At 40.5% G+C, this 20,400-nt stretch carries 25 protein-coding genes; 9 read left to right on the top strand and 16 right to left on the bottom strand.

The window, feature by feature from the left end; genetic code table 11:
- Window positions 1–215: 215 nt before the first annotated feature.
- The 7 genes from CKW02_RS15690 to mnhG are packed head-to-tail and all read left to right on the top strand — an operon-like array spanning window position 216 to window position 5,992.
- Window positions 216–2,627: a Na+/H+ antiporter subunit A gene (locus CKW02_RS15690; protein WP_003213519.1), complete on the top strand. Its 2,412-nt coding sequence runs from the start codon at window positions 216–218 to the stop codon at window positions 2,625–2,627.
- Window positions 2,624–3,055 carry a Na(+)/H(+) antiporter subunit B gene (locus CKW02_RS15695; RefSeq protein ID WP_034620105.1) on the top strand — a complete coding sequence of 144 codons (432 nt, stop codon included), beginning with the start codon at window positions 2,624–2,626 and terminating at the stop codon, window positions 3,053–3,055. The genes CKW02_RS15690 and CKW02_RS15695 overlap by 4 nt, the downstream gene beginning before the upstream one ends.
- Complete coding sequence (locus CKW02_RS15700) at window positions 3,055–3,396, top strand: Na(+)/H(+) antiporter subunit C (RefSeq protein ID WP_003213576.1); 342 nt, start codon at window positions 3,055–3,057, stop codon at window positions 3,394–3,396. Before CKW02_RS15695 ends, CKW02_RS15700 begins: the two co-directional genes overlap by 1 nt.
- The gene (locus CKW02_RS15705) at window positions 3,389–4,867 is read left to right on the top strand and encodes a Na+/H+ antiporter subunit D (RefSeq protein WP_034620106.1); all 1,479 of its coding nucleotides are present in this window, start codon (window positions 3,389–3,391) and stop codon (window positions 4,865–4,867) included. Before CKW02_RS15700 ends, CKW02_RS15705 begins: the two co-directional genes overlap by 8 nt.
- Window positions 4,868–4,873: 6 nt before the next feature.
- Window positions 4,874–5,353, top strand: coding sequence for a Na+/H+ antiporter subunit E (locus CKW02_RS15710; RefSeq protein WP_003213059.1), 480 nt, complete (start codon window positions 4,874–4,876; stop codon window positions 5,351–5,353).
- Entirely contained in the window at window positions 5,353–5,634 is a 282-nt protein-coding gene (locus tag CKW02_RS15715) for a Na(+)/H(+) antiporter subunit F1 (protein WP_003213177.1), read from the top strand. The genes CKW02_RS15710 and CKW02_RS15715 overlap by 1 nt, the downstream gene beginning before the upstream one ends.
- Window positions 5,618–5,992 (top strand): monovalent cation/H(+) antiporter subunit G, encoded by a 375-nt coding sequence (gene mnhG, locus CKW02_RS15720; RefSeq protein ID WP_003213369.1) that lies wholly within the window; start codon window positions 5,618–5,620, stop codon window positions 5,990–5,992. Before CKW02_RS15715 ends, mnhG begins: the two co-directional genes overlap by 17 nt.
- Window positions 5,993–6,099: 107 nt before the next feature.
- Here mnhG and CKW02_RS15725 read toward each other — a convergent pair whose 3' ends face one another.
- The 6 genes from CKW02_RS15725 to degQ form a co-directional block, all read right to left on the bottom strand.
- Window positions 6,100–6,489 (bottom strand): hotdog fold thioesterase, encoded by a 390-nt coding sequence (locus CKW02_RS15725; RefSeq protein WP_003213775.1) that lies wholly within the window; start codon window positions 6,487–6,489, stop codon window positions 6,100–6,102.
- Window positions 6,490–6,512: 23 nt separating this feature from the next.
- Complete coding sequence (locus CKW02_RS15730; protein ID WP_003213500.1) at window positions 6,513–7,154, bottom strand: two-component system response regulator ComA; 642 nt, start codon at window positions 7,152–7,154, stop codon at window positions 6,513–6,515.
- 80 nt (window positions 7,155–7,234) lie between these two features.
- Window positions 7,235–9,526, bottom strand: a complete 2,292-nt coding sequence (locus tag CKW02_RS15735) for an ATP-binding protein (protein WP_003213749.1) — start codon at window positions 9,524–9,526, stop codon at window positions 7,235–7,237.
- Window positions 9,527–9,532: 6 nt separating this feature from the next.
- The gene (comX, locus tag CKW02_RS15740) at window positions 9,533–9,712 is read right to left on the bottom strand and encodes a competence pheromone ComX (RefSeq protein WP_034620107.1); all 180 of its coding nucleotides are present in this window, start codon (window positions 9,710–9,712) and stop codon (window positions 9,533–9,535) included.
- The gene (locus tag CKW02_RS15745; RefSeq protein WP_003212977.1) at window positions 9,690–10,613 is read right to left on the bottom strand and encodes a polyprenyl synthetase family protein; all 924 of its coding nucleotides are present in this window, start codon (window positions 10,611–10,613) and stop codon (window positions 9,690–9,692) included. The genes comX and CKW02_RS15745 overlap by 23 nt, the downstream gene beginning before the upstream one ends.
- A 151-nt stretch (window positions 10,614–10,764) precedes the next feature.
- Window positions 10,765–10,905, bottom strand: a complete 141-nt coding sequence (degQ, locus tag CKW02_RS15750) for a degradation enzyme regulation protein DegQ (protein WP_003213123.1) — start codon at window positions 10,903–10,905, stop codon at window positions 10,765–10,767.
- 505 nt (window positions 10,906–11,410) lie between these two features.
- Here degQ and CKW02_RS15755 point away from each other — a divergent pair.
- Window positions 11,411–11,764 carry a YuzC family spore coat inner layer protein gene (locus CKW02_RS15755; RefSeq protein ID WP_034620108.1) on the top strand — a complete coding sequence of 118 codons (354 nt, stop codon included), beginning with the start codon at window positions 11,411–11,413 and terminating at the stop codon, window positions 11,762–11,764.
- Window positions 11,765–11,794: 30 nt separating this feature from the next.
- Here CKW02_RS15755 and CKW02_RS15760 read toward each other — a convergent pair whose 3' ends face one another.
- The 9 genes from CKW02_RS15760 to CKW02_RS15800 all read right to left on the bottom strand — a co-directional run bounded on the left by CKW02_RS15760 (window position 11,795) and on the right by CKW02_RS15800 (window position 18,178).
- Complete coding sequence (locus CKW02_RS15760; RefSeq protein WP_003212852.1) at window positions 11,795–13,021, bottom strand: EAL and HDOD domain-containing protein; 1,227 nt, start codon at window positions 13,019–13,021, stop codon at window positions 11,795–11,797.
- 139 nt (window positions 13,022–13,160) lie between these two features.
- Window positions 13,161–14,630, bottom strand: coding sequence for a nicotinate phosphoribosyltransferase (locus CKW02_RS15765; protein ID WP_003212630.1), 1,470 nt, complete (start codon window positions 14,628–14,630; stop codon window positions 13,161–13,163).
- Between the two features lie 17 nt (window positions 14,631–14,647).
- A complete protein-coding gene (locus tag CKW02_RS15770; protein WP_003213138.1) occupies window positions 14,648–15,199 on the bottom strand; it encodes a cysteine hydrolase family protein in 552 nt (183 codons plus the stop codon).
- A gap of 60 nt (window positions 15,200–15,259) precedes the next feature.
- Window positions 15,260–15,667 (bottom strand): YueI family protein, encoded by a 408-nt coding sequence (locus CKW02_RS15775; RefSeq protein WP_003212896.1) that lies wholly within the window; start codon window positions 15,665–15,667, stop codon window positions 15,260–15,262.
- Between the two features lie 27 nt (window positions 15,668–15,694).
- Window positions 15,695–15,943: a YueH family protein gene (locus CKW02_RS15780; protein WP_034620109.1), complete on the bottom strand. Its 249-nt coding sequence runs from the start codon at window positions 15,941–15,943 to the stop codon at window positions 15,695–15,697.
- Between the two features lie 96 nt (window positions 15,944–16,039).
- Window positions 16,040–16,261, bottom strand: a complete 222-nt coding sequence (locus CKW02_RS15785) for a spore germination protein (RefSeq protein WP_003212906.1) — start codon at window positions 16,259–16,261, stop codon at window positions 16,040–16,042.
- Between the two features lie 98 nt (window positions 16,262–16,359).
- The gene (locus CKW02_RS15790; RefSeq protein ID WP_003213446.1) at window positions 16,360–16,581 is read right to left on the bottom strand and encodes a spore germination protein; all 222 of its coding nucleotides are present in this window, start codon (window positions 16,579–16,581) and stop codon (window positions 16,360–16,362) included.
- Between the two features lie 71 nt (window positions 16,582–16,652).
- The gene (locus tag CKW02_RS15795) at window positions 16,653–17,756 is read right to left on the bottom strand and encodes an AI-2E family transporter (RefSeq protein ID WP_003213254.1); all 1,104 of its coding nucleotides are present in this window, start codon (window positions 17,754–17,756) and stop codon (window positions 16,653–16,655) included.
- Window positions 17,757–17,941: 185 nt separating this feature from the next.
- Window positions 17,942–18,178: a YuzF family protein gene (locus CKW02_RS15800; protein ID WP_003213721.1), complete on the bottom strand. Its 237-nt coding sequence runs from the start codon at window positions 18,176–18,178 to the stop codon at window positions 17,942–17,944.
- Window positions 18,179–18,360: 182 nt separating this feature from the next.
- Between CKW02_RS15800 and CKW02_RS15805 the strand changes: the two genes are divergently transcribed.
- Window positions 18,361–19,845: an esterase/lipase family protein gene (locus CKW02_RS15805; RefSeq protein ID WP_095117874.1), complete on the top strand. Its 1,485-nt coding sequence runs from the start codon at window positions 18,361–18,363 to the stop codon at window positions 19,843–19,845.
- Here CKW02_RS15805 and CKW02_RS15810 read toward each other — a convergent pair.
- Window positions 19,842–20,375: an HD domain-containing protein gene (locus CKW02_RS15810; protein ID WP_003212819.1), complete on the bottom strand. Its 534-nt coding sequence runs from the start codon at window positions 20,373–20,375 to the stop codon at window positions 19,842–19,844. The two genes, CKW02_RS15805 and CKW02_RS15810, sit on opposite strands and share 4 nt — an antisense overlap.
- Window positions 20,376–20,400 lie beyond the last annotated feature (25 nt).

Raw genomic sequence — 20,400 nt, forward strand, 5'->3', positions numbered from 1 at the left:
TCAGCTCCTTTAAGAAAAGCATGTACGAAAAACAAAACAATATACAATGAGTTTCATTTTTGATAAAATTATTTTTGTGGTCAAAAGAACCCAAAACAAATACAGTTTGCTCGAAATCGTTTCAAACCAATGCACTATGGCTGTATTTAAGATATAATTTTAATTACCAGTTCTTTAGAACGTGAATTTATATTGATCAAAGGAGGTTCATTTTCTTGCAGCTTATTCACTTCGCCATCCTATCACCTTTTTTACTCGCCTTTGTTGTACCTTTCCTTTTTAAATATGTAAGGCGTATACATACAGGGTGGTTTGTTCTCATCTTGCCGATTCTTTTATTCACCTATTTCATCCAAATGTTACACATTACCTCGAATGGACGAACGCTTTTCTCACAAGCTGAATGGATTCCATCTTTAGGGATGAATTTTACTGTATATGTTGATGGCCTTAGCTTGTTATTTGCATTATTAATTACAGGTATTGGCGCACTTGTGGTCTTGTACAGTATTTTCTACTTATCAAAAGAAAAAGAACAGCTTGGCTCTTTCTATACGTATTTGTTAATGTTTATGACCGCTATGCTTGGTGTGGTTCTCTCTGACAATATGGTGGTTCTGTACTTGTTTTGGGAGCTAACGAGTATTTCTTCCTTCCTCTTAATTGGGTATTGGTATAAGAGGGAGCGCTCTAGATATGGGGCAACCAAATCACTGCTTATTACTGTTTTTGGCGGATTAGCTATGCTTGGTGGCTTCATCCTCATCTACCTGATCACTGATTCATTCAGTATTCGTGAAGCAGTCAATCAGCTTCAGCTCATTATGGCATCACCTTACTTTATCCCTGCCATGATCCTGATCTTACTAGGTGCCTTTACGAAATCAGCGCAATTCCCATTCTATATCTGGCTGCCTGATGCAATGGAAGCACCTACCCCTGTGAGCAGTTATCTGCATTCTGCTACGATGGTGAAAGCTGGTATTTATCTTGTTGCCCGCTTCAGTCCGATCTTTGCTATATCAGAGGTGTGGTTCTGGACCATATCCATTGTCGGACTTATCACATTATTCTGGGGATCATTCCATGCCGTCCGGCAAAATGATTTGAAAGCCATTCTGGCCTACTCGACAGTTAGTCAGCTCGGCATGATTATGCTCATGCTTGGCGTCGGCGCAGCTGCGATTCATGAAAACAACTCTGCCTTTTTTGGCGCAGCCGTTCTTGCTGCTATTTTTCACCTCATTAACCATGCTACGTTTAAAGGCAGTCTCTTTATGGCAGCAGGTATTATCGATCACGAAACAGGTACTCGTGACATTCGGAAATTAGGTGGTTTAATGACCATCATGCCGATTACCTTTACGATTACGCTAATCGGTACATTTTCAATGGCTGGACTACCGCCATTTAACGGCTTCTTAAGTAAAGAGCTGTTTTTCACAAGTATGTTACGTATTTCTGAGATCAACTTTACAGATATTTCGACATGGGGCGCTATTTTTCCAGCAATTGCTTGGCTCGCTAGTGTCTTTACGTTCATTTACAGTATGATGCTTCTCTTTAAAACATTTAGAGGCAATCTTCAGTTAGATCAATTAGAGAAAAAGCCGCATGAAGCACCAATTGGCATGCTCATCCCGCCAATCATTCTCGCTGCACTTGTGGTCACTTTCTTCTTTTTCCCAAATATTCTAGCTTATTCTGTCATTGAACCTGCAATTGCAGCCATTATCCCTGATGCGATTGATCCTGGAAAACGCATTGTTGTCAAAATTGAAGCATGGCACGGCTTTAAGCCAGAGCTCTATATGACAATGGGTGTTGTCGCTTTAGGAATCATCGGATATTTGACGTTGTCAAAATGGCGTCCAATGTACAATATATTTAAGGAAAAATGGTCATTTAACACGTTATACGATCGTTCTCTAATCGGTTTAGAAAAAGGTTCATACCGCCTGACAAACAGTTATATGACCGGTTTCCTTCGTGATTACCTTGTCTATGTGTTTGGGTTCATGATTATTGTACTTGGCAGCGTGATGTTCTATCAGCAAGCTTTCTCATTTGAAACAGAAAAAGCTGCGCCAATTGGCACGTATGAAGCCATTCTTTCACTTGTGATGGTGGCGGCGACGGTCACGACCGTATTCGCCCGCTCACGCTTAACTGCCATTATTGCTCTAGGTGTCATGGGATACACGCTGTCATTATTCTTCGTGATTTTCAGGGCACCTGACCTTGCCCTGACACAGCTGATTATTGAAACGATTTCTGTCGCACTGTTTTTACTTTGCTTCTATCATTTACCGAAGCTGAGCTTGAAGCAAAAAACGAGAAAATTCAAATTAACCAATTTGATCATTTCAATAGGTGTTGGTCTCACTGTCACTTGTCTTGCTTTTGCTTCCACAAGTCAGCAGTCACTTGAGTCCATTTCAACTTACTTTATTGAAAACAGCTATAAACTTGCTGGCGGCGACAACATTGTCAATGTCATTCTTGTAGATTTCAGGGGCTTTGATACACTCTTTGAAATTACCGTACTTGCCATTGCGGCACTCGGTATTTATGGATTATTAAAGGCACAGGCACAAGGAAAACGGAAGAGAGGCGTGCGGCGATGAGGAAGATTGATACGAATGATATGCTCTTACAAGTCACAACAAAAATCACAGCATTCATCATCTTGCTTTTTTCCCTTCACTTATTTCTTGCGGGACATAACAATCCTGGCGGGGGGTTCATTGGCGGCCTGATGAGTGCCAGTGCTGTCGTCCTTCTGCTTTTAGCCTACGATCTGAAAACAGTGAGACGTATTCTGCCCTTTAACTTTATTTATGTTGCAGCGACCGGGCTGCTCGTCGCGATCCTGACGGGTATGGGATCCTTTCTATTCGGTGCACCTTTTCTATCCCATGCATTTGATTATTTTCAACTGCCGTTTTTAGGGAAAACAGAACTGGCGACAGCCGTACTGTTTGATATCGGTGTATATTTAGTTGTTGTCGGTGTCACCATGACCATTATTCAAACGATTGGAGAGAAGGAATAATGGAATTTCTAATGTCTATTATCGTCGGTATTATTTTTATGGCGGCGACCTATTTAATGCTTTCAAAAAGCCTTCTACGGGTCATCGTCGGTACTGCTGTTTTAAGTCACGGCGTCCATTTGCTTCTTTTGACAATGGGCGGCTTAAAAAAAGGAGCTCCACCTATTTTAAAAGAGGGGCTCACATCCTATGTAGATCCATTACCACAAGCATTAATTTTAACAGCCATTGTCATTGCTTTTGGTGTGACATCCTTTTTACTTGTCATGGCCTTCCGTGCCTTCCAAGAGCTGCGAACAGATGACATGGATCAAATGAGAGGAAATGATCAGCATGAATAATCTCGTGATCCTGCCAATTTTAATTCCATTATTAGCTGCTACACTATTGATCTTTATGAATAAGAACATCATGCTGTCGAGAGGCTTTAGTGTGTTTGCTTCGCTCTTAGCCATTGTCTGTAATGTGTATTTAGTCCAAACCATCTTTACTAATGGGATTCAAACTCTCTATTTAGGAGGCTGGAAAGCACCATTTGGGATTGCCCTTGTGGCCGATCAGTTTGCTGCGCTCCTTGTGCTCACCGCTTCCGTTGTTGGGCTAGTGACAGTTCTATTCTCCTTTCAAACAATTGGGAAGGAAAAGGAGCGGCTTTTCTATTACTCTGGCGTACAATTTTTGTTAGCTGGCGTAAGTGGGGCCTTTTTAACGGGCGATATTTTTAACCTGTTTGTCTTTTTTGAGTTGCTGCTAATGGCGTCTTATATGCTCATTGTGTTAGGCGGATCAAAGCCTCAGCTTCGAGAATCACTCAAATATATTGTATTTAATATCATCTCGTCGGCATTATTTATTGTCGGTGTCGCTTGCTTATATGCAGTCACGGGCACTTTGAATATGGCTGATTTAAGCGTGAAAATAGCTGAATCAGGGCAAACAGGATTAATCACTGTCATTTCTATTCTGTTTCTCATTGTATTTGGCTTAAAAGCTGGGATCTTCCCGCTTTATTTCTGGCTGCCAGGATCATATCATGCACCGCCAGCGGCTATTTCTGCTCTATTTGGTGCACTGCTGACAAAGGTTGGCTTATATGCGATTGCCAGAGTCTTTACGTTAATTTTTATACATGATACAGGGTTTACACATACACTCATGGCTTGGTTTGCCGCACTAACGGTGATATTCGGTGTGATTGGCTCTATTGCCTATTCTGATGTGCAAAAGATCGTCATCTATAACATTGTCACAGCAGTTGGGGTCATTTTGTTTGGGATTGCAGCCAATACACCCGCCTCACTCCAAGGGGCCATTTATTATCTCATTCATGACATGGTGATTAAAGGCGCTTTATTTATGCTGGCAGGTGCACTCTTTGTATACGCTGGCACAAACCACTTGAAAAAGATGGGCGGACTGATTCAATCTCAGCCTTTACTAGGGTGGATGTTTTTCATTTCGGCTTTATCCCTAGCAGGAATTCCTCCTCTGAGTGGGTTTGTTGGAAAGCTAAAGATTGTAGAAGGTGGATTTTCTGCTGGACACATGACCTTTTCTATCCTTGTCTTAATGTCCAGCCTTCTTGTCCTGTATTCGATTATGAGGATCTTCATACTCGCATTTTGGGGCGAGGATCAAGATATGCGAAGAAGGAAACCGTCGATTAAAGGAATGGTGTACCCTGGCGTACTGCTTGTGATCTTGTCGCTTGCCATTGGGTTAGGGACAGAGTTCATTGCCCCTTATATCAATCAAGCAGCGGAAATGCTCTCAACACCAGAAAAATATATTCAAGCTGTGCTGAAGGAGTAGATGAACATGGCCTTTCAAATATTACTAAACGCTCTCCTCGCCTTTACATGGATGTTTATGAATGATACATACAGAGCCGCAGACTTTGTATCAGGCTTTGTACTAGGGATGGTCGCCATTTTTATGCTTCGGCGGTTTTTCCCGCAGCGTTTTTACGGCTATGCCCTGTTTGCGATTTTCAAGCTCGTCATGATATTTATTCGAGAGCTGCTTCTTGCCAATTTAAGTGTATTAAAGACCGTATTATCTCCAAAGCTCACCATTAAGCCCGGTATTTTCGCCTTTCGTACAGACTTGAAAACGGATTGGGAAATCACCATACTGGCTAATATGATTACATTGACACCAGGCACACTCGTCATTGATATTTCTGATGATCGTTCCATTTTATACATTCATGCGATGGATATTGAAGATGCAGAAAAAGCCATTCACGATATCCGGGTTTCATTTGAAAAAGCGATTCAGGAGGTGAGCGGTAAGTAATGGAGCTCATATTACAAATTTCACTTGGCATTCTTGCACTGTCCACCTTTCTTTTTGTGATACGGGTTATCAAAGGTCCCTCTATTCCTGATCGTGTAAGTGCGCTTGATGCGATAGGAATCAATTTAATTGGGATGACAGCTATCGTTTCTATTTTGCTGAAAACGACAACGTTCTTTGAAATTATTTTACTGCTCGGTATCCTTGCCTTTATCGGCACTGTCGCTTTTTCCAAATTCCTTGAGAAAGGGGAAGTGATTGAAAATGATCGTCATCGCTAAAGCTATTGTCATTTTCTTTATCCTGCTCGGCGCCATCCTTTGTCTCATTTCAGCCATTGGCGTTCTTCGCCTGCCGGATGTTTATACACGTATGCATGCTGCATCAAAAGCATCGACACTTGGTGTTGTCCTCATATTAGTTGGGGTATTCTTTCACGAATGGTTTCTTGCAGGCATTATTTCTGCGAAGATTCTACTTGGGATTGTCTTTATCTTTTTAACAGCTCCGGTCGGCGCACACTTGATCGGAAGAGCCGCCTACAATACTGGTGTCAAGATGGACAAACGAAGTGTACAAGATGATTATGGTGGTTTTCGTAACTTCGTGATTAAACGCAAAGAAGACTCGTACTTATAAACCGAAAGAAGGACCTCACATGTGGGGTCCTTTCTTTTATTTCTATGGAAAAACCTTTTTATGAATCAATCCAACCTAAAAAAGCTTCCGCTGCACCGGGAGCTTTTTTATATGCGATCAATGACAGCAAGTGTGCATCTTGACGTACAGATGTGCCGGTCTCGATCATCTTTAATATCAATTTGAAATACCATTGTACGGCGCCCGACATGTACAGGAACAGCCGTCGCTGTCACTACTCCATCACGTACAGATTTTAAGTGATTGGCATTGATTTCAATCCCTGAGCAAACTTGCTGAGTTAAGTCTAAATGAGCCGCAGCTCCCATGCTTGCCACTGTTTCTGCTAGAGCAGCAGAAGCTCCTCCGTGCAGCAGTCCAAATGGCTGTTTTGTTCTGTGATCAACTGGCATTGTCGCTACGCATCGAGACTCATTACACTCTACAATCTCAATCCCCAGTGCCTCAAGCAGTGTATTTGATCCACTCACTTCCATCAGGGTTCTCTCCCTTCACACGTTTACAGCACACTTTCAGATTTTGCAATTAACACCGCTTCGGTTCGAGAGCCAACATTCAGCTTATTAAAGATGGACGTCAAGCTGTATTCAATCGAGCGTTTGCTCAAATGCAGCACATCGGCAATCTCTTGGTTCGTGTATCCTTTTTCCACTTCTCTGAGGATCAAACACTCTCGCTCTGTTAACAGCTCGTGATCGGTCTCCTGCGCCTGTTCTGGCTTTTCTTGCTGCTGTGAAATTAATTTCTTTAAATAGGATAGCTGAATGACAACTTCTCCTTGCAATGTGCGGTGTATGTATTCAATAATTTTGTCTTTTGTCTCTGTTTTACTAATTGCACCGTGCAATCCAGCCCGAATGGCCTCTTCAAAATAATCATCTACTTCATACCCTGTATAAATGATGATTTTCACTTGTTGGTTGGTTTCTAGAATTTGTTTCGCAATGTCCATTCCATTGATATCCCCGAGATTTAAATCCATCAAAATCACATCATAGATGGAAAAGTCATGCGTCTTTAAAAAGGCGGCTTCTGCATCAGGACTTAAACAATCGACTGATAGCTGCTGATCTGATTCTAATATGCTTTTTGTCCCTTCCATGACAGCCGGATGATCATCAATGACCAATATCTTCTTCATGTCTTCCTCCCTTTAAATCACTCACTTCCATTTTATATAAAAGACTTGGCAGATGCCAAGTCTTATTCCTTAATAAATCGTTACAATTCCATTTCAATTTTCACCTTCAGCCCTTTTTCAGGTGCTGTGTGAATGTGAAGCTTCCCATTTAACGCCTTGACTCGTTCTCTGATGCCAGAAAGGCCCATGCTCATGGTGTGCTGATCAAGATGTCTTGCGTCAAACCCAACTCCATCATCCTCGTAGTGAAGAACAACCTGATCTTTAATACAAATCAGCATTACGAGCACTTGGCTGGCTTGAGAATGTTTCAAGGCATTGGATAACAGCTCCTGAACAATTCGGTAAATATTGAGCTGGGAGTCAATATCAATGTCCAGCTCCTTATCAAAGCGTGTCGTATTCAGCCGAATATGAAATGGTGCTTCCTCCTGAATTTGAGAAGTCAGCTTCGATATCGCCTTCACTAAACCTAAATCGTACAGCAGCTGCGGCCGAAGTTCATGACACGTTTCTCTCGTCGTTTGAATCACCTTAGACATTTGCTCATTCCATGAGATAAGCGATTGTTCAATAGAAGTCGGGCATTGGTCATTTTGGAAATTCGTTAAAAACATCTCTGACTGCCTTTTCAGTGATATCAAATCCTGCAGCACAGAATCATGAAGATCTCTTGCTAAATCTGATCGCTGCTTTTCTTCCATCGCAAACATGACTTTTTTCAGCCAAGCTGGATTCGCTTCACGCTGCTTCAAATCTTCAAGATGCTCCATCAATTCTTCAATCTTGACGACATTTTCTAAACTGACACTTGTATAAAATGCCAATGTTTTCAGCCAAGAAATCTCATCACGCGTCAATTTTGGTATCCGTAAATTAGATAAACAGCAAATCACAAAAGAGTGACCGCCCCGCTCGCCAATTTTCATCATGAACCCTTTATCAAGCCCGACGATTTTTCCAACTTCACCTAATAATTCTTGAAATTGGTCTACATACTTTTTCCATAGCTCACTATCACCTGAAGATTCATCAATCTCTTCTATTTGTCCATCTGGCTTCACTTCAAGCACAAAGGCTTTATTAACAACTAGCACTTCTAAAATGGTGTATTTCAAATGATATAACACTTGGTGAAGTGATGATGCCTCGCGAATGAGCTGCGTAAATTTAAACACACTGTCCTGATAATTATGCTTCTCTGAAAAACGCTTCAGGCGAAAGCAAAAATCGATGATTTCTTTAAAGTAAAAGACTGTCAACATAAGAATATACGTGATAATCGTAAACTTCACTGTATAAAAGTTAGCACTAGGTTTTTGAATGAAATCAAATATGATAACCACTACTATAGTTGGTGTAATGGCTAAAAGGCAGTAATATTTGATCCTCCCCATAAAGAAATCCACATTATACAATTTATTTGACATAAATTGATAGACTAAGAAAAACGGAATTAATAATGCAAACGAAGCAAGAATATAAGGCGAAATAAAATACTTATGAAAAAAATATGGAATGATAAAGAACAGCATAAAAGGACTGAATGACGTGATTAAGACAAGTCCAAATGCACTAAGGACATTACCAATTTCCGTGCCTTTCCACCTTTTAGCTGATCTGAATGTGATAATAATCGTAATAAATGCAAGTGCAAAAAACGAAAGTAAGTTGAAAGCAGCTAAAACCATATTTTTAAAATAAATTTCTAAAACAAGATTTATAAATGGAACTGCATACAAAGAAAGAAGCACACGTACACTAATAATTTTCGTACCCAATTCCTTCAAATACTGATACATAAAGTGCATATATAAAGGAGGTACACAAGTCATCGTAGAAATGACGATAAAACCACTAATATACTCACCTTTACCAGAACCACCAGAACTGACATATGCTACAGCAACAGCCAATAAAAAAAGGGCAAGAATATATGCAGACTCTTTTTTCCTAGATTTGTTGATTTTTAAAATCATAAATATACAAAATAGACAGATTGAATAAAAAATGATCGGTATTAAGTAGATAAATAGATTTTCTTGACTTAATAACCTCACATTCTCTATGACAATTTCATCACCATGTCTATCAACAACTAAACTTTTGACGTTTGCTAAATAACCTCTTCTTACTTCTTCGGTTGGTTCTTTATTACCGTTCACTTCAAGGATGATATCGCCTTTTCTAACACCAGCATAATAACTGTCTGTAAAATCAACAACATCCTCTATTTCAAGTTGTCCGTCACTATTCACCGAAACGACTGCTCCTACAAAGATATTAAACACATTGATGTAAGAAATATAAATCACATAAATGAAGCTAAGGATGATTAAAATAACAGTTAATTTCGAGTAAAATTTTTGCATAGAGCCTCAATAATCACCAGCATCTCTCCATTTTTTTGATCTAATGGTATCTTCTTTCTGAAAACCTTCAACAATAATACTCGCAGTCACTTGATCAACGTGAAGTAACGATGCATTTCCATTAGCAACTTGCTTTAACGCCGAGGGGTTTCCCACTAGATAACTAACCAGTTTCTGAATGTTCATCTTCTCCATCTCCAATTAAAAAGAGTAACAGCTTTTCCTTTTTAGAAGCCTCTAAATGTAGTTTCTTGAATGATTCTTTAAACTTATTTCTGAGGAGGTTTCTCATAATAAATACATATTGTTGAACACCAGATTCTTTTAATTTATCCTTGAATTCTTCAGAACCTATGCTCTTATTCTCTGATTGAAAATAACTGAACAAGCCTGAACTGGATGGGTTAAATTCATTTTTTAAATAGACAAGCGGTAGTGTTTGCATTCTTTTAAAATCAATATTCTCTTTATTAAAAAGACCTAAATAGTCATTTTCAAGCTGTTCTGCCATACCTAGATAATACGCATATTCTTCTACATTCTTTTCAAAAGAACCTGTTGCCAAAATAACCCCTAACACACAGGGTAACACAAACAGTGATCCTGCTTTTGACTTCATGATATCTAAACAATCCTGCTCATTCTTCGGCTCCAGTGTCATATCCATATGCTGCCCTTGCATTGACTGAATGGAATAGGAATATACATTGTTTAACAGCTCTGTTGCATGGTCGAGCATTGAAAAGACTTCAAAACTCAATGTAAAAAGAACATTCGCCGCATTAATCGCAATTCCGCTCTGACGCTTCATCCAAGGATACGAATCTTTATCCTGATCTTCGATATCATCTAATATATCGGCTGATAAGATGAGAAGTTCAATCCCTGCTGCCAATTGTGTAATCGCTTGCTTGTCTTGTCCGCCAAATGCCTCATAATGCTTGTAAGCCAATTGCCCAAAGGGAAATTCATTCTTTATATCTGTAAATTCTAGAAGCAGTTGTTGTAAATCTTTCTGCCTGACTGCATGTTGAATAAAATCAGACATATTCTGCTTGATTTTTGTATTCTCTAGATAGTTTAGCATACTCGGTCTTGTCCCTCACCCTTCCGCCTTTTATTTTACTAAAAAGACATGAGCAAATGTCCACTGACATCACTATTTAACAATTATATAATAATATATCCTTTTTTTGTATGTATTTGGATAAAAAAAAGACTTGATGATTATCAAGTCTTTAAGAAATTTTCACATATTCATATTTGTCGTATTGATCAATGCTTTTGTTAATGTTATGAAGAGAAGCCGTTGTTTCTCTAATTTCGTTTTCAAGTTTCCATAATAATTGTTTAAGTTCTTCGATTTCATACTTTTCCATCGATTCCACTCTCCTTTTTTGGAAGATCAATGTATTTGTGTATGGTGATTGGGTCATAAGTATTTGATCTGTTACTAACAGTGTAAATGTAATTGAGTATTTTTTCACCGAAAAGTATGCACAAAATGTGTGCGTGATACCGCAAAATTCAATAGGTCTTTTTTCATCATTTTCTGACTTTTCAAATCATACTTTTATCTTAATTTCAAAGGAACTGCGTCATTTTTGCGACAAGAATAAGCATCATTCGTCACACTTCTCTCACAATAGAACATACGATCCCTTCTGTAACCTCGGTTTTGCGTGTTATAGGTCAGACGACAGACCCCATTGTGGACACCGCAATTTTTTGGCGACATTCACCGAAATTGACCGCAAAAGTACCTATTTTTATGTTAGATTTATAAAGATAGAAAGATCATTTTGATTCTTTATTCTGATTTTCTACATACATTTAGAACAGATATCCGTCCAATTTCACGTCAATGAGAGAAGAGGTGACGATGTGTTTTACTATGTTCCTTATCCTGCTTTGCAGGGTCCCGCAATGAGCCGTGCATATCCGCGCACGCCTATGACTTTTCCTCCAGTAGATGCCCACTCGTTTCAACGAGCCGCAAAGGAATCAGCCCGACTTGTTGCTGATGCTTCACTTATTACACAGCAAATTTCCAGCTCGCTTTCGTTTGCACAGCGGATCATGGAGGCTGCTGAGCGCTCTGATTCGACAAGTGTCATCAGAATGCTGAAACAAATCGGTGTGAAAAGTGGTATTGACATCCGCTTTAGTCCAGAAGGCATTCGTATCTACTTGTCTCTCGCCTCTAGCAGACTGTTTCTTCTTTTGCAGTGGGCATAACAAAAAAAGCCGCTCTGACGTGGGCGGCTTTTAAGATTCAAACATTTTATGACACCATTCAATGGCTTCTATATAACATCCGTAGGCTTCTTGCTTCGGGAGATTCCCATCTAACATCTCATCATCCCATTCATTTCGTTCAATCCGTTTGGCTACACCGAGTACAAATGAATAATCATTTTCATAGCCAAGCAGTGCCTCGCCCACTTCATCAGAAAGCGGCAGCTCTTTTACAAGTTCTGTGATATCTGCCCTGACAAGTGTATCAATGAGAGAAAACATGCCTGTCAGCATATAAGAGGCTGGGTGCTCTCGTTCGGTACGACTCGCAATCAGTTCACACGTTTTCGCCTGAATGAAGGACATTTTAATAATTTCTTTTTGGCTTGAGTTGGCTTGAACATTCAATTCTTTAAATGAAAGAATAAAGATCCAACGCCTAATTTCATTAAAACCAAGCAGAATAATCGCCTGCCGGATACTTTTGATTTGATAAAGACGTCTCATGCCGCCTGAATTGAGCATTTTTAATAATTGGTATGATAGCGAAAGGTCACTTTCAATAAAATGTGTCACGACCTGGATATTCGGCTGTTCCTTGCTCAGCTCATTTAATAGCTGGTGGTACGCATGGAAGCTGGTCGATAATGCTCGTCCTGATATAACATGCGGCTCACTAAAGAAATACCCTTGAAACAAATGGAAGCCGGCTTCTAGCGCTTCTTCATATTCTCTTCGCGTTTCCACCTTTTCTGCAAGGAAACGAAGTCGATATTTTTTATAGGTATGTAGAATTTTTCTACGTTCTTCCGAAGTGGTCTTTAGAAAGTCAATTTTTAAAATATCAATGCAATAGAGGAGTTCGTCAAGCAACTTGTCACTGAAATGTGATCCGCTTAGAAAAAAATCATCAAGTGCAATCGTATATCCCCATTTTTTTAATTCCTTACATCTCATAATAAGTGCCGGGGTAATCGGGACATTTTCTAATATCTCGATCACAAGCTGATGCGGATCAAAATAGGTGAGCAGATCAGACGAAAGTAAGCTTTCGGTGAAATTAATGTAGCATCTTTTGCCTTCTGTCAATGTTTCGATGCCGATATTTAAAAAACTGTTAATAATGAGGTCCGTTGTCGCTTTGTCACCATCTTCAGCGCTATATGTATTGGTTTCACTATCTCTATAAAGTAGCTCGTATGATACGACTTGTTCTTTTCTGTTAAAAATAGGCTGTCTCGCAACAAACACCCTCAACTGCTCCAATCCTCCTTTATGCAACGACAAACAAGATGTGCTTTCAGTATACCAAATGATTGCGCTTATGGTTCAATTTGAATCGGTCAAAAAATAAAAAAAGAGATCACCTGACTGGATGATCTCCTTTCTTCCAACGTTAGCTTTCATAAAGCTCTAGTTTAATTTTATTTTTCACGTCATGGATAAACTGCATCTTGTTATCCCAGCATTTTTGACTCAAATCGACTGGATATTCTTCTGGTTTGCTGATTCGTTTATATTCCTCCCAGAAAAGTCCGAGGCTATCCTGCACATAGGCTTGAATCGTTTGAATATCCGGATTGTCATATACAAGTTTTCCTTGTTCGAAAATCGGGACATGTAGATCCTTCGCCACAAAGTTTGTGACAAATTTGCTGATAAATGTATGCACAGGGTGGAACATTTTTAGCTTATCCTCACTATGAACATCTTCCTCTTCGAGCGCAATGTAGTCACCCTCTGAGTGATGATTCAATTGGTTGATAATGCGGTACACACGTTTACGTCCTGGTGTTGTCACTTTCTCTGGGTTGGACGAAATTTTGATGGTATCATTCATTTTGCCGTTTTCTTCAATGGACACAAGCTTATACACTGCACCGAGAGCTGGCTGATCAAATGCTGTGATCAGTTTTGTTCCAACACCCCACACATCAATTTTGGCACCCTGTGCTTTTAAATTCATGATGGTATGTTCATCGAGATCACTTGATGCAATGATTTTTGCGTCATGGAATCCAGCTTCATCCAGCATCGTTCTAGCTTTTTTAGACAAGTAGGCAAGGTCACCACTATCAAGTCTGACACCAATAAAGTTGATCTTGTCTCCGAATTCTTTCGCTACCTTAATGGCATTCGGAATACCGGATCTCACGGTATCATACGTATCGACTAAAAAGACACAGTCTGTATGGGTTTCAGCGTATTTTTTAAATGCCGTATATTCATCACGGTATGCTTGTACAAGTGCGTGAGCATGTGTTCCTGACACTGGGATGTTGAAGCGCTTCCCAGCACGAACATTACTTGTCGCCTGAAAACCGCCGATGAGTGCCGCCCTTGCTCCCCACATTGCTGCATCCATTTCATGTGCACGTCTTGTTCCAAATTCTAGTGCTGTCTCGTCTTCAATGATTCCTTTAATCCGAGCTGCCTTTGTTGCAATCAGCGTCTGGAAGTTCACAATATTCAGCAAAGCGGTTTCGATTAGCTGCGCTTCGACAAGCGTTGCCTCGATACGCATAATTGGTTCATTTGCAAAGACAATTTCGCCTTCCCGCATTGAATGAAGGGAGCCTGTAAAGGATAACCCGCTTAAATAATCAATGAAATCGCTTTTATAACCGAGTTCGTCTTTTAAATACGCTAGATCACTTTCGGTAAAGGAGAAGTCCGATAAATACTCAATCGCTTTCTCTAAACCAGCAAATACAGCGAAGCCATTGTCAAATGGAAGCTTTCTGAAGAAGAGTTCAAACACTGCCTTCTTCTCATGAATGCCGTCTCTCCAATACGTTTCTGCCATGTTAATTTGATAAAGGTCTGTATGTAGTGATAAACTGTCGTCAATAAACCGATGCTCCAACTTCCATTCTCCTTCCCTTACTTAACCACTTTCGCACCAAGCGACTGCTCAAAGTGAGAAAGTGCCCACTCGTGCCCCGCTTCATTAAAACTCGCTACAGCATTCTCGTGAATCACAAGTTCGAAGCCTTTATTGTACGCATCAACAGCTGTATGAAGTACACAAATATCGGTACATACGCCGGCTAAATGAAGTTCAGTGATGCCACGCTCACGCAGTTTCATTTCTAATTGAGTGCCTGCAAAAGCAGAGTATCTTGTTTTTTCCATATAGTAGACATGTTTTAAATGCTTTGACGTGTGAAATAGTGAACTTAGTTTTCCATAAAGTTCAATTCCCTTTGTCCCGCGAATATTATGGGGCGGAAATAACTTTGTCTCTGGATGATAAAGGTCTTGCTCCTCATGATGATCGACTGCAAAGACGACAAAGTGCCCTTCATCAATAAACGAAGAAGTGATCTCTGTGATCTTAGGCTCAATCGCCTGTCCAGGCTTTCCACATGTCAATTTTCCATCGTCTGCAACAAAATCAACGGTATAATCAATACAAATCAATGCTTTGCCCATCCGCATCTCTCCCATATGCTCTTTTGACTCATTATAGCTTATTCATTTCACTAGGGAAACCTATTCAACAGATTCGTGAGCAAAAGCCTTTTGAAACAGCTCATCTTCTATATAGATGTGCTCTTGATTGACCGCATTCGGCAGCTCTATCACAAGACCAAAAGGAGAATGTGCCTCATGATGATTCACCACTTTAAAGGAACATCCAGCGGCATTAGCCATTTTCACATATTGAGAATAAGAAGCATAGGACAACTCACCATTTAAAAGAACAGTGGCCTGACGGTTGGCCTTTAATATTTGTTCGACCTCTTGATACGGTTTATTTCGTGATACCTGTCCCTTTGTCAGGGCAAGAAGCGCTCGTTCTCTTAATGAACCGAGAAACATTCTTCGTTCATTGGGTTTTGTTTCAGCATGTCCAAATATCCCTTGCTGCAAATAAAAGTCTACGGATTCTTCTTTCATCGCTGTTTTCACTCCTGGTTTTAAAATTTACATTTCTGTGACCCAGTGCACAATCTTTAGTGCAAGGTCACGAGCTTCGTCTGTTTCTGCTCTTTCCATTAAGGATTGCTCGAGCGTATGGATCAGCTGCTCTTTTTCGTCCTCGTACGCAATGGAAATACTCCATTCAATATCAGGTACGGCAACAAGCGTTTTATATTCTTTTTTATTTTCATGTAAATATACATTGTAGGTCTTTGGCTGCCGGCTTGTGATGTGTGCTTTTCTAATTTTCATTTAACTCTGTTCACACCTCTTTTTTCTTCTTACATCCATATCCATTGTACCATAAAAAAAGACAGCTTCTGAAAAGGAGTTCCCTTTCAAAGCTGGCTACGCATTGAAGCTTTTTTGCTGACTAATAAGATTAGAATCCCAAACAAATGTGACGTTTGGACTGTTAAAAAATTGGACGTGGTCCCCTGCATTATAGGTACCTGAACCACCGGCGGAGTGATCAACACTTTTTGGTGAAATGGCAAAAACATCACCGAAATGTGCCGCCCCATTTCCGTACACACGATCTATATGAATAGGTCCAACAATCGCTGGCATTGCTCCACCACCTTTTCTATCTACATCATATGCCCAGCTCAACAATACGTGTATCACAAATAAAAAAGACAGCTGATATGTCATCACCAGCTGTCTTTCTATGCATTAAATGATTGAGGCTGGCCAAACAATGTGAAGTCCCAAAGCATCGTCGCATTTGGATCACTTGTAAGAGACATATAATCACCTGAATTAAAGGCTCCAGCCCCGCCAGTCGAGTGGTCTACAGCTAAAGGAGCAATGGCCAGTACATCACCAAAAGTAGCTGCACCATTTCCTCCTAATGACTCGATATGAATAGGTCCAACGATGGCAGGCATCAGAATCTCCCCCTATCTGCTTATGTCAATCATCTTATGCAGAGAGGGAAAAGTTGTGCATTTGCCCTGCCTTAGACGTTTAAATGCTGTTCTTTACGAGACCGCTGACGCAGCTGAACCAATCTGACAATATTCAGGGTGATGGCTTTGAGCAGTGCATAGACAGGAACCGCAAAGATCATGCCAAGGATGCCACCAAAGCTTCCTGCCCCAATTAATAACAGGATAATGGTCAAAGGATGTGTGTTCAGGCGTTTCCCAATGATCAATGGAGAAATGACATTTCCGTCAATTTGCTGCACGACAAGAATCACAATCACTGTCACCACTGCTTTTCCAGGCGAATCAAGAAAGGCAATAAGCACAGCTGGTGCCGCTCCAAGATATGGTCCAAGGTATGGAATCACATTTGTGACCGCAATGATAATACCGAGAATAAGCGCATATTTCACACCAATTAATAAGTATCCAATAAAACAAGCGACTCCGACAAACAAACAGACAATAATCTGCCCCTGTATGTAGGCTGCGAGCGTGTCGTTTAATTCTTTGAAGATCTTGAGCCCTTCCTTGCGGTAAGGCATTGGTAAGAACTGAACGAGCTTGTCCGGAAACTTATGCCCGTCTTTCAACATATAAAATAAAATAAATGGAACTGTGATGACGGCTAAGGCAATATTCGCAATCACGCCAAACACCGCAGACATGCTTGAAGCAATGTTTTCCGGTAATGCCTTTAATGTCGAAACGACCGTCTGTTCAAACTTTGAGACAGACACATAATCTTGGCTCATCATCCAAGTAAATGTTTTAGAATGCGAAAAGTCATTGATAAATTTCTGCATGTCCGTCACATATCCAGGGAAGCTTTTGACAAGTCCGCCTAACTGCGTGACAATGACAGGTCCGGCAGCATTGACGATGAATGTGATGAGTCCGATGAACAGGAGATAAATAATCAGGATGGCGAGTGACCTAGGAATCTTCTTGGACAAGAATCGCACAATTGGATTAAAAATGAAAAAGAGAATACCTGCCAGCAAGATAGGAACAAACAGTGTTGACGCAAATAAAATAATCGGCTGAAATAAAAACGAAACCTTTGTTGATACATACACAATGAGTAAAACAAGTAATATTTGGAATGTCCAAAAATGAACTTTAGATTTTAACAAAGATGCTCCTCCTGTTACGTATTGATCTTATTAAAAAACTACTATTCAACCCACCATCTGTCAACTGCTTCTTGTTTTTAGAACCTCATTTTTTGAAAAAAAAAGAACAATTGGTATATCATGCACTTTTTCTAGATATACATTCTATAAGCATGAAAAAAAGCAGACACCTGTGCGTCTGCTTGTTACACTCTTTCACTGTGATCAGGCATCACCGACACGATTTGCTGGATCCGCACATAAAAAACTGATTTCGCCCCCGCTTCTATGACAATATGATCCGGCATGACTTCCTTCAATTTCCCACGGACCGTATCTTTCACTGTTTGCACAATTAATCTCATACCGACCACTTTCTGCAATGTTTGATAAACATATGGATCAACTAATGAAACAAGCTGTGGACTTCCTTGTTGTGCCATACTACCCGCCCCTTTACTTGTGTATTTACCCACAGCGTATGCATGAACCCATGTGAATGTCACTCAGGGCAATCCCACAACATTAATACCATATTTTAACAATTGATACGTTTTTACATTTTTTAGAAGTATAATAGATTGGTGCTGCCAACCATTTAAAACATTTGAAGAGGTGAATTGTCTTGAAAAAACTCATCTGTATTGTTGCTGTGATGCTCTTTCTATCCTCTGCATGTTATGCGCATGCAGGGACAATTGGAGACCCACCAGGGACGCCAGGAAAGTGGTTTAAAGGCGAAGAGCCCGTTCAAAAAGACGGATCAAAACCACCACTTGTTTTTGTTCATGGCATTAACAACTCCTCCTCCACTTGGTCCAATCGAAACGATATGGCAAATCAGGCTGTTTTGAACGGATACGAAAGCGCATTCATAGATTTGCACCCAGATCAGGACATGAAAAAGAACGGCAAACTATTAGCGGAAAAGCTCAAAGAAATCTATGATGCGTTTGGTAGAAAATTCATTGTGATTGGTCATAGTAAAGGAGGGGTCGATACACAGTCCGCCCTGGTGTATTTCAAAGCCCATCCCTATGTGGAAAAGGTCATTACTCTCGGCTCTCCTCATAACGGGACACCGCTTGCGGATCTAGCGTATAGCAAGGGCGGAAGCTGGCTTGCGGAAATTCTTGGACAAAAAAGCGACGCGCTTTATTCTTTGCAAACCGGTCTGATGGCGGCTTTTCGAAGTGAAACCGACCAGCTTGAGGCGTTTCCCAATAAATATGTCACCTACTCTGGTTCAGAATGGGGTACATTTGGCGGTGCGCTGTATTTAGGCGGCATGTATTTAAAGAGCTTTGGTACAAATGATGGTGCCGTCACGGTAAACAGCACAAAACTATCATATGCAAACAATATTTTAACAGGAAAATGGGATCACTATTCAATCAAAAACGGCACAAGTATGTTTCCTGTGTTCCAGCATCAGCTGCTGACAAATGCCTCGAGCGCTGAAAATAAACATAAAGAGGAACAAGAGCCCGTCTCTGCTGAGCTCAATACAGATGTTTATGTGAAAGGTGGAGAAAGTGAAAAGGATAAAACAGAAGCGTTCTATGTAGAGGAAGGAACGAATGGCTTATCGATCCAGTGGTTAAATGAAAGGCAGGAGACGCAGCCCGAAATTATTGCCCCAAATGGAGACGTCTTAACAAACCTTAAGACATCGGAAGCATCTTTCCCATATGAAGGCGCATATTCACACCATGTAAAAATCAATAAACCCGTTCCCGGAAAATGGACGATTCAATCGAATTCAGGAAAAAAGGTTCCTTATCTGCTGCTTGTATCCTTTGATTCACCATTAAATGAAGAAATTAAAGAAGCTGCATCGAAATCAGGGGGTGCATCGACCCATTCAAGCGGTCTGATTAAGCGGTTAAGCAAATCAGTGGAAACCAATTACTTTAAAGACGCACAAAAGGATCATCCACTGAAAACAAGTACCTCATCAGCTATTCAATTGAAAGAAGAAGGTGCTTATTCCGTCACGGTGCAATACACTGGACTCACTACGTCAGGGACATCTGCGTTTAACCGTACCGTTATTCGAACATTGTATGTCGATCAGCACGGAACGATTCATGGAGACATTCCATATTAAACAGAGCGTTTCATGGGCTGAAGTGCCTGCTGCACTTTCTGATCCAAATCGGCAATTTTTTTCATTGCGAGTGATTCGTCTATTTGTCTGTAATGGTGGTGTCCGCCAGGCTCTTCATCCATTTCATCTGCTTTCTTCACAATTTGTTGAAGTGTGTCCTTATGAAGGTCGCCCTCTGGCAAATAGGAATCTGTATGAAGCAGAATCGCAAGTGCAATATCTTTGGCTGCTTTTGGTTCCTCCCCGAGCCGTATGAGCAGTTTATGTGCCCGCTCTGCACCTTTAATGGCATGAATATCATTTCGTCTATATGTCTCGTAATCCCACTCTCCGCCGGCTGTATACCATTCATAATGGCCGATGTCATGCAAGAGTGCTGCTTTCACAGCAAGATCTGGGTTAATTCCAGCCTTCATCGCCAGCTTGAATGCGTGATAAGCACAAGCAATCGCATGGGCTTTTCCTGAACGATTTAAATACTTTTGAGCAACTGGATGGGTGTAAACATCCATTAATGTAACCTTTCTCATGGAAACCCCTCCTTATCTATATTTT

The sequence above is a fragment of the Bacillus pumilus genome (assembly GCF_900186955.1).
GTDB classification, from domain to species: Bacteria; Bacillota; Bacilli; order Bacillales; family Bacillaceae; genus Bacillus; species Bacillus pumilus.